Source organism: Pseudonocardia sp. KRD291 (assembly GCF_019263595.1).
In the GTDB taxonomy this organism is placed as follows: Bacteria; Actinomycetota; Actinomycetes; order Mycobacteriales; family Pseudonocardiaceae; genus Pseudonocardia.
Window position 1 is genome coordinate 1 of the sequence record NZ_JADQDD010000408.1, and the last position, 4,187, is coordinate 4,187.

Genomic DNA, 4,187 nt, shown 5'->3' on the forward strand with positions numbered 1-4,187 from the left:
CGACCGCGCACCGAGCCTGACCAAGGACATGTCCCCGGTCCTGGCCGCGGTGATCGTGGCGGTGTCGGTGGCGGTGATCGTCGCCTACTACGTCGTCGGCAGGCGCTCGTCCCGGGCCCGGGCCTGAGGCGGTCCAGGCCCAGGCGGAGCGCTCACCGCGGCGTCCGCCCGCCGCCCGGCAGCGGCACGGCCAGCCGGACCGCCCACCCGCCGCCCGGGCGCGGTCCCGCCGCGAAACGTCCGCCCCAGCGCTCGGTGCGCTCGCGCATCGAGACCAGCCCGAGCCGGGCGCCGGCGACCGGCTCGTCGGCGGGCAGGGGTGCGGCCGTGCCGTCGTCGGAGACGTCCACGACCAGGTCGGCCCCGTCCACCTCGATGCCGACCTCCACGGCCGACGCCCCGGCGTGCTTGACCACGTTGTGCACCGCCTCGGAGACGATCCGGTACACGTCCTCCTGCAGGTCCAGCCCGGCCTCGATGCGCGCCCGGTCGGTGTGCACATCGACCCGCAGACCGGTGCGGGCTCCCACGGCGGCCGCGTGCCTGCGCAGCGCGTCCACCAGACCCTGCTCGGCCAGTTCGAGAGGTCGCAGCTCGAAGACCAGGCGGCGCAGGTCGGTCAGTGCGCTCGACGACAGCGAGGCCAGCTCCTCGGCCGAGGCCCGCATGCCCTCCGGCTCCGCCCCGTTGTCGAGCTGGCTGCGCAGCACGGTCGCCTGCATGCGCATCGAGAACATCTGCTGCACCACCGAGTCGTGCAGCTCACGGGCCAGCCGGCGGCGTTCGTCGGACTCGGCCCGCGCCCGGGTCTGGGTCAGCAACGCGGCGGTGTCGACGGCGATCGCCGCGTGGTCGGCCATCGCCTCGAGGAACGCCACCGAGGCCGGCCCGGGATCCGCGCCGGGCTCGTAGTAGGCGTTGACCACGCCGAGCACCTGCGCCCGCACGATCATCGGCATCGACACGAACCCGTCCCAGTCCGGGCGGTCCATGATCTCGTGCAGCGGCTCCCACGCCGCATCGGCCATGATCGCGGCCTTGCGGCTGGGCACGACGACGGGTACCCCGGCGGTGAACGCGTCGAGGAACCGGACGTCGGCGCCCAGGCGGCGGCAGGCGCCGAGCCGGTCCACGAACTCCGGCGCCGCCCCGAACCCGGCCATCCCCAGCACGCGCAGGTCGGCGGCCGGGTCGTCGACGGCCAGGATCTGGACCGCGTTGATCCCCGGCGTCCGCACGATCTCCTGGGCGACCGCCTCGAGCGTCACCGCCAGGGCCCCGGACGCGGTCACGCTGGACGCGGCCCGGGCGATCGCGGTGAGCCTGGCCTGCTGGTGTCCGACGTCGGTGACGTCGCGGAACCACACCGCGTACCCGTCCTGCGGCCCGGCCGCGATCCGGTACTCGAGCTCGCGCGGCCGGGAGCGCGACGGTGCCCACCGCACGGCACCGTCGGCGGTCGACGGGTTCGCGCCGGTCCCGGCCGGGACCGGGAACGGGCCCGGGCGCCCGAGCAGGCCGGCACCGTCGGAGCCGAGCAGGCGCGCGGCGGCGTCGTTGAGGTAGCGCACCCGCCCGGCCGCGTCGAGCAGCACGAGGCCGTCCCCGGACACGTCGAGCAGTGCCCGCATGCCGTCCCGATCCGGTGCCTGCTCCGCCACCACCGCGCACTCCCCCGGGCCCGTGGTCGACGCGGGCACCCGTGGCGATCGAACCAGGTGGCCCGGGCTCGGGCCACGGTCGACTCCCCGGCCGGGTCACCTCGACCGTCGCGGACGCCCGGCGCCGGGGCGCCGCACGCGACGGATGTCGTAGACGTCGCGGGACAGCCCGCCGCACGGTCCCGGTCATTGGCGAGTTACCCGCGTCCGGGCCGGGTCCTAGCGTCGTCGAGGGCGGTCCGTCGGTGATCCCGGCCGGACGGCCCGTTCCTGTCGTGAACGGCGGCTGCGCCCGCCGAGGGAGGCCACCGCTGCGATGCCCGAGGAACCCCGACCCCGCCTGCCGCTGCGGCACCTGCTGCTCGACACCACCCCGGTCGCCGGGGACGTCCTGCGGTGAGCGGCCACGTGATCGTCCGTACCTCGGTGGGCCCCTCCCCCGAGGTCACCTCGGCGCTGGCTGCGGCCGGCGTCGCCACGGCCCACGAGGCGTCCGGCCGCCACGGCCTGCTCGGGCCGGCGCTGCGCCCGATCTATCCGGGCGCCCGGATCGCCGGACGCGCGGTCACGGTGCTCTCGCACCCCGGCGACAACCTGATGATCCACGCCAGCATCGAGCAGTGCCGCCCCGGCGACGTCCTCGTCGTGGCCACCACCTCCCGCTGTACCGACGGGATGTTCGGCGACCTGTTCGCCACCCAGCTGCGGCACCGCGGAGTGCTCGGCCTGGTCACCGACGCCGGGGTACGCGACGTCGCCGACCTCACGGCGATGGGCTTCCCGGTCTGGTCCCGGGCCGTGCACGCACAGGGGACCGCGAAGGCCGTGCCCGGCTCGGTCAACGTCCCGGTCGTGGTCGCGGGCCGGCTGGTGCACCCGGGCGACATCGTCGTGGCCGACGACGACGGGGTGCTCTGCGTCCCGCTGGCCGAGGGCGAGCGGGTCGTGGAGGCCGCCGCGGTCCGCGAACGCAACGAGGAGGCCAAGCGCCGCCGGTTCGCCGCGGGCGAGCTGGGCCTCGACGTCTACGACATGCGTCCGTTGCTGGAGCGTCTCGGCGTGCGCTACGTCGACGCCGAACCCGAGCGCTGAACCCGGAAGGTCCCACGATGAGCACGTTCGTACTCCTGCACGGCGCATGGCACGGCGGCTGGGTCTGGCAGCGTGTGGCCCCCACGCTGCGCGCCGCCGGGCACGAGGTGCTGGCCCCGACCCTGACCGGGGTCAGCGACCGGGCCCACCTGCTCACCCCGCAGGTCGGCCTGTCCACCCACGTCCAGGACGTGGTTGCGCTGCTGGAGGCGCACGACGCCCGCGACGTCGTGCTGGTCGGGCACAGCTACGCCGGGCAGGTCGTCACCGGTGTCGCCGACCGCGTCCCGGACCGGGTCAGCCGGCGGATCCATCTGGACGCATTCGTCGGCGACGACGGGGAGGCAGCGATCGACCTGCTGCCCGACACCGTGGCCGGGCACTACCGCGAGTCCGTGGCCGGTCCGGGTTTCGGGTGGCTCATCCCGGTCCGCTCGCTGGCCAAGCTCGGGGTCACCGACCCGGCCGACGTCGACTGGCTCACCCCTCGGCTGACCCCGCACCCGTGGCTGACCTACACCGAGCCGCTGCGCCTGTCCGGCAGGGGCGACACGGTGCCGGCCACGTTCGTCGAGTGCGTCGACTGGATGCGGGTGTTCACCCCGCACGCACGGCGGGCGGCCGCCCGGGGCTGGCCGGTGCACGAGATCGCGACCGGGCACGAGGCGATGGTCACCGCGCCGGACCAGCTCGCCGCACTGCTGCTCGAGCTCGCCGCGAGCTGACCCCGAACCCCGACCCCGAGGAGACCACCGTGGAGTTCCTGGTCCGCACCGAGAACCTGCTGCCCCACGACACCCCCGACGCGACCCGCGACGAGCTGCGCCGGGGCGAGCGCGAACGCGCCGTCGAGCTGCGACGCGAGGGCGTGCTCAAACGGCTCTGGCGGGTCCCCGGGCGCAACGCCACGGTCGGGCTCTACGAGGCCGAGGACCCGGCCGCGCTGCACGACGCGCTCACGTCGCTGCCGATGTGGAAGTGGATGGACGTGACCGTCGAGGCACTCGCCACCCACCCGCAGGAGAAGTAACCCGACCACCAGGCGCCCGACCCACCCGGACCGTTCGACCCGGACCGCTCGACGAGGAGCACCGATGTCCACCAGCACCCCGGCACCCGACACCGGCCGGCCCGCCGGTCGCAGGCCCGGCAGGGTCGCGTTCGCCAGCTACATCGGCACGACCGTCGAGTGGTACGACTTCTTCATCTACGGCGTGGCCGCGACGCTGGTGTTCCGCAGCCAGTTCTTCCCCGGCTTCTCCGAGCTGGCCGGCACGCTGGCCGCGCTGGGCACCTTCGCCGTCGGGTTCGTCGCCCGCCCGATCGGCGGGATCGTGATGGGGCACTTCGGCGACCGTGTGGGTCGCAAGTCCATGCTGGTCGTCTCGCTGCTGATGATGGGTGTCGCCACGACGGCGATCGGGCTCATCCCCA

5 protein-coding genes are annotated in these 4,187 nt (G+C 74.7%); 4 read left to right on the forward strand and 1 reads right to left on the reverse strand.

Features of this window, described 5'->3' with window-relative positions; genetic code table 11:
• Positions 1-152: 152 nt before the first annotated feature.
• Positions 153-1,664: a histidine kinase gene (locus tag I4I78_RS30815; RefSeq protein ID WP_218615031.1), complete on the reverse strand. Its 1,512-nt coding sequence runs from the start codon at positions 1,662-1,664 to the stop codon at positions 153-155.
• Positions 1,665-2,057: 393 nt separating this feature from the next.
• Between I4I78_RS30815 and I4I78_RS30820 the strand changes: the two genes are divergently transcribed.
• The 4 genes from I4I78_RS30820 to I4I78_RS30835 all read left to right on the forward strand — a co-directional run.
• On the forward strand, positions 2,058-2,753 hold the full coding sequence (locus I4I78_RS30820; protein WP_308252459.1) for a 4-carboxy-4-hydroxy-2-oxoadipate aldolase/oxaloacetate decarboxylase: 696 nt from the start codon (positions 2,058-2,060) through the stop codon (positions 2,751-2,753).
• A gap of 17 nt (positions 2,754-2,770) precedes the next feature.
• Positions 2,771-3,478: an alpha/beta hydrolase family protein gene (locus I4I78_RS30825; protein ID WP_218615032.1), complete on the forward strand. Its 708-nt coding sequence runs from the start codon at positions 2,771-2,773 to the stop codon at positions 3,476-3,478.
• A 29-nt stretch (positions 3,479-3,507) separates the two neighbouring features.
• A complete protein-coding gene (locus I4I78_RS30830) occupies positions 3,508-3,783 on the forward strand; it encodes a muconolactone Delta-isomerase family protein (protein WP_218615033.1) in 276 nt (91 codons plus the stop codon).
• 64 nt (positions 3,784-3,847) lie between these two features.
• The coding region (locus I4I78_RS30835) for an MFS transporter (protein WP_218615034.1) at positions 3,848-4,187 on the forward strand (340 nt) is incomplete at its 3' end.

What these genes read in the sequence shown, in the direction of transcription:
- I4I78_RS30825 (WP_218615032.1), top strand. Translation starts at nt 2,771, where the DNA reads ATGAGCACGTTCGTACTCCTGCACGGCGCATGGCACGGCGGCTGGGTC.